3 protein-coding genes and 1 pseudogene are annotated in these 3,569 nt (G+C 70.7%); 1 reads left to right on the top strand and 3 read right to left on the bottom strand.

Annotated elements, in window-relative coordinates:
- Positions 1 to 357: pseudogene (locus FRW57_RS18945) on the top strand (ParB/RepB/Spo0J family partition protein); the annotation flags it as partial.
- A gap of 73 nt (positions 358 to 430) precedes the next feature.
- Here FRW57_RS18945 and FRW57_RS18940 read toward each other — a convergent pair.
- The 3 genes from FRW57_RS18940 to trxA form a co-directional block, all read right to left on the bottom strand.
- The gene (locus tag FRW57_RS18940; protein WP_152186758.1) at positions 431 to 1,375 is read right to left on the bottom strand and encodes a D-alanine--D-alanine ligase family protein; all 945 of its coding nucleotides are present in this window, start codon (positions 1,373 to 1,375) and stop codon (positions 431 to 433) included.
- Positions 1,376 to 1,447: 72 nt separating this feature from the next.
- Positions 1,448 to 2,818 carry an aminotransferase class I/II-fold pyridoxal phosphate-dependent enzyme gene (locus FRW57_RS18935; protein ID WP_152186757.1) on the bottom strand — a complete coding sequence of 457 codons (1,371 nt, stop codon included), beginning with the start codon at positions 2,816 to 2,818 and terminating at the stop codon, positions 1,448 to 1,450.
- 196 nt (positions 2,819 to 3,014) lie between these two features.
- Positions 3,015 to 3,341: a thioredoxin gene (gene trxA, locus FRW57_RS18930; protein WP_152186756.1), complete on the bottom strand. Its 327-nt coding sequence runs from the start codon at positions 3,339 to 3,341 to the stop codon at positions 3,015 to 3,017.
- Positions 3,342 to 3,569 lie beyond the last annotated feature (228 nt).

Below are 3,569 nucleotides of genomic sequence, written 5' to 3'. Positions count from 1 at the left end.
GTGCTCAGCGCCGGGCACGCGCGCGCACTGCTCGCGCTCGGTGACGGCGCCGCGATGGAGCGGCTCGCCCAGCGCATCGTGGCCGAGGGGCTCAGCGTCCGCAGCGTCGAGGAGATCGTCACGCTCGGCGGTGATGCCGAACCGAGGCGTCGGGCGCCGCGTGCCGGCAACCGCCACCCCCAGCTGGACGACCTCGCCGCTGCCCTCTCCGACCGGTTCGACACCCGCGTCAACATCGCGCTGGGCAAACGCAAGGGCAAGCTCACGGTGGAGTTCGCCTCGGTGGACGACCTGAACCGGATCGTCAGCCTGCTCACGCCCGACGACGAGGTGGCGGTCCCCGACCTGCAGCCCTGACCGGAATGCTTCCGCTAACGTCCTGCACTGTGGTCGTCCAGGCGACCACAGTGCAGGACGTTAGCGGGCTTGGTTAGACGGTGGTGAGCGCTCGGTCGATCAGGCGCAGATACAGAGCGTCGGCGGGCTCGTCGCCCGCCTCCGCGGCCAACGGCAGCAGCGAGGTCTCGGTCATCCCGGGAGCCACGTTGCCCTCGAGGAACCACGGCGTGTCGTCGTCGTCCACGATCAGGTCGATCCGAGACAGGTGGCGGTGCCCGAGCGTCCGGTAGGCGGTGAGTGCCGCCGCTGTCGCGGCGGCTGTCGCGCGATCGCTCAGCCTGGCCGGCGTGAAGAACTCGGTCTCCCCCGCCGTGTAGCGGGCGCCGTAGGAGTAGAGACCACCGTCCGGGACGATCTCGACCGCCGGGAGCGCCATCGGCTCCCCGTCCGGACCTTCGACGACCGACACCGCGACCTCGACACCGCCAACACAATGCTCGATGAGTGCGATATCACCATACGCATAGGCGTTGACCATCGCGGTCGGCAGATCCTCCCGGGTGCGGACCACGCTCAGGCCCAGCGCCGAGCCACCCCGGGCCGGTTTCACCACGAGCGGGAGGCCGATCCGCGCCACGACGGCGTCGAGCACGGCGGCTGCGCCCAGCTCACGGAAGGTGTCGTGCGACATCGCCACGCTGGGCGGTGTCGCCACTCCGGCTCGAGCGAGCAGCGCCTTGGCGACCGGCTTGTCCCACGTGAGCCGGCACGCCTGTGGTGAGCTTCCGACATACGGAATGGCCAACGTTTCCAACACATCTCGGATGGCGCCATCCTCGCCGGCGGCACCGTGGAGGAGCGGCCACACCACCTCGGGCCGGGTCTGGGTGATCGAGCCGAGGAGGTCGACGTCGAGGTCGTGGACCTGCACGTCCACATCGCTGCGCCGCAACAGATCGGCCACACGCCGGCCCGAGCGCAGCGAGACGTCGCGCTCGTGGCTCAGCCCGCCGGCCAGGATCAGGACATGTCGCATGCGGCTCCTCGCAGCCTTCGTCGGAGGGTTAGCGCGCGACGATCGTGACCACGCGATATCTCACCGGGAGCATCAGGGTTGCTCTGGTGAGGGGAACTCCACCCGGGCGGGACGCGGCGACACCGTCGACGGCCTGCCGCTCGCTGAGCCGAACGTGTCGTGCAGCTCGAGCTCACCGCGCACCACGGCTGCGAGCCGCCGCACCCCCTCGCGGATGCGGTCCGGCTCGGGGTAGCAGTAGGACAGCCGCAGGTGCCGGTGGCCCGTGCCGTCGGCGAAGAAGGCCGTGCCGGGCACGTAGGCCACGCGCTCGGTGACCGCTCGCGGCAGCATCGCCTTCGCATCCAGCCCCTCCGGCAGGGTCAGCCACACGTAGAAGCCGCCGTCGGGGTGGGTCCAGTGCGCCTCGGGCAGCTGGGCCTCGAGCGAGTCGAGCATGGCGTCGCGCCGCTCACGGTAGAGCTCGCGGTAGACCTTGATCTGGGCCTGCCAGTCGGAGTCCGTGAGGTAGCTCGAGACCGCCATCTGCGCCAGGGCGCTCGGGCACAGGATCGCCGACTCGCTCGCGAGCACCAGCTTCTCCCGCACCGCGTGCGGTGCCACCGCCCAGCCGACACGCAGGCCCGGGGCGAAGGTCTTCGAGAAGGATCCGAGGTAGACCACACCATCCGGTGCGGTCGCCCGCATCGCCGGGTAGGGATCGCGGTCGAAGCCGAGTAGGCCGTAGGGGTTGTCCTCGAGCACGAGGATGCCGTGCCGCTCGCAGATCTCCAGCACCTCCGGCCGCCGCTCCTGGGACAGCGTGGTCCCGGCCGGGTTGTGGAAGTTGGGCACGGTGTAGAGCAGCTTGACCCGTTTGCCCGCCTGCCGCAGCGCGACGATCCGCTCCTCGAGGGCCGCGGGCACCAGGCCCTCGTCGTCGCTCGCGACGTGCGAGACCTCCGCCTGGTAGGAGGCGAACACCCCGAGCGCGCCGACGTAGCTGGGTGCCTCCGCCAGCACGACGTCGCCGGGGTCGATGAAGATGCGGGTGACCAGGTCGAGCGCCTGCTGCGAGCCGGTGGTCACGACCACGTCGTCGGGGTGGGCGCTGATGCCCTCCAGCGCCATCACCTCGAGGATCTGCTCACGCAGGGCGGGGTCGCCCTGCCCGGAGCCGTACTGCAGCGCCTGCTGTCCCCGGGTGGCGACCAGGTGCGCCAGGGTGCTGGCGACGGCATCCATCGGCAGGGCGGACAGGTAGGGCATGCCGCCGGCCAGAGAGACCACCTCGGGCCGGGACGCGACGGCGAACAGCGCGCGGATCTCGGACGCGGTCATCCCCGCGGTGCGGGCGGCATACGACTGCTTCCAGGGGTCGAGCCGCGAGCCGGGCACGGCTGCGCCCACCCTCGGGGACCTCGTCCCGGCCCCCAGCACCGCATCCTGCGTCCTCGCGGTCATCGCGCCGCCCTTCCCGTCGCACGTTCCGCCGATGAGTGTCGCACGAGGTCGGGGGCGCACCGGGGACCCGTCTCACGATGTGTGGTGTTTCACGCGAAACCACGTCGGACCGGCCTGCCCCGGAGACGACGACGCGCCCCTCCGTGCGGGAGGGGCGCGTCATCGGTCGGAAGCTGCCGCGGAGCGGCTCCCGGATTCAGTTCAGGTAGTCGTCGAGCTCCTTGACCAGCTTCGGCTTGGGCAGGGCGCCGACGAGGGTCTTGACGACCTCGCCGCCCTGGTAGACGTTCATCGTCGGGATGCCGGTGATGCCGTACTTCGCGGTGATCGCCGGGTTCTCGTCAGTGTTGAGCTTGATGACCTCGATCTTGTCCGCGTGCTCCTGCGCGAGCTCCTCGAGGATCGGGGCGACCGCGCGGCACGGGCCGCACCACGGTGCCCAGAAGTCGACGAGGACGGTCTTGTCGTTCTGCAGGACGTCGGCCTCGAAGTTCGCGTCCGTGGTCTCCTTGGGTGCTCCCATGTCGGGGCTTCCTTCCTTCTTCGATGAGCTCGGTGGTTCGGGGTGTTCGGGTGGTGTGCGGGGCTGACGACGTGCTCAACCCATGGTCTCAGCCGACACCGACAGTGGCGTGGCTGGAGGCCTCGGTGGCCGGCTCGGGGGCGACCGTGTGGCCGCGGTCGGAGGAGTCGGCCGCCCCGCCGCGGGCTCGTTCGGCGCCCTCGTCGAGGGCGGCGAGGTAGCGCTCGG

This window comes from Segeticoccus rhizosphaerae (genome assembly GCF_009192725.1).
GTDB lineage: Bacteria > Actinomycetota > Actinomycetes > Actinomycetales > Dermatophilaceae > Segeticoccus > Segeticoccus rhizosphaerae.
The sequence above is the reverse complement of the archived record's forward strand: the minus strand, read 5'-3'. Positions and strand labels throughout refer to the sequence as shown.

What these genes read in the sequence shown, in the direction of transcription:
- FRW57_RS18940 (WP_152186758.1), bottom strand. Translation starts at nt 1,375, where the DNA reads ATGCGACATGTCCTGATCCTGGCCGGCGGGCTGAGCCACGAGCGCGAC.
- FRW57_RS18935 (WP_152186757.1), bottom strand. Translation starts at nt 2,818, where the DNA reads ATGACCGCGAGGACGCAGGATGCGGTGCTGGGGGCCGGGACGAGGTCC.
- trxA (WP_152186756.1), bottom strand. Translation starts at nt 3,341, where the DNA reads ATGGGAGCACCCAAGGAGACCACGGACGCGAACTTCGAGGCCGACGTC.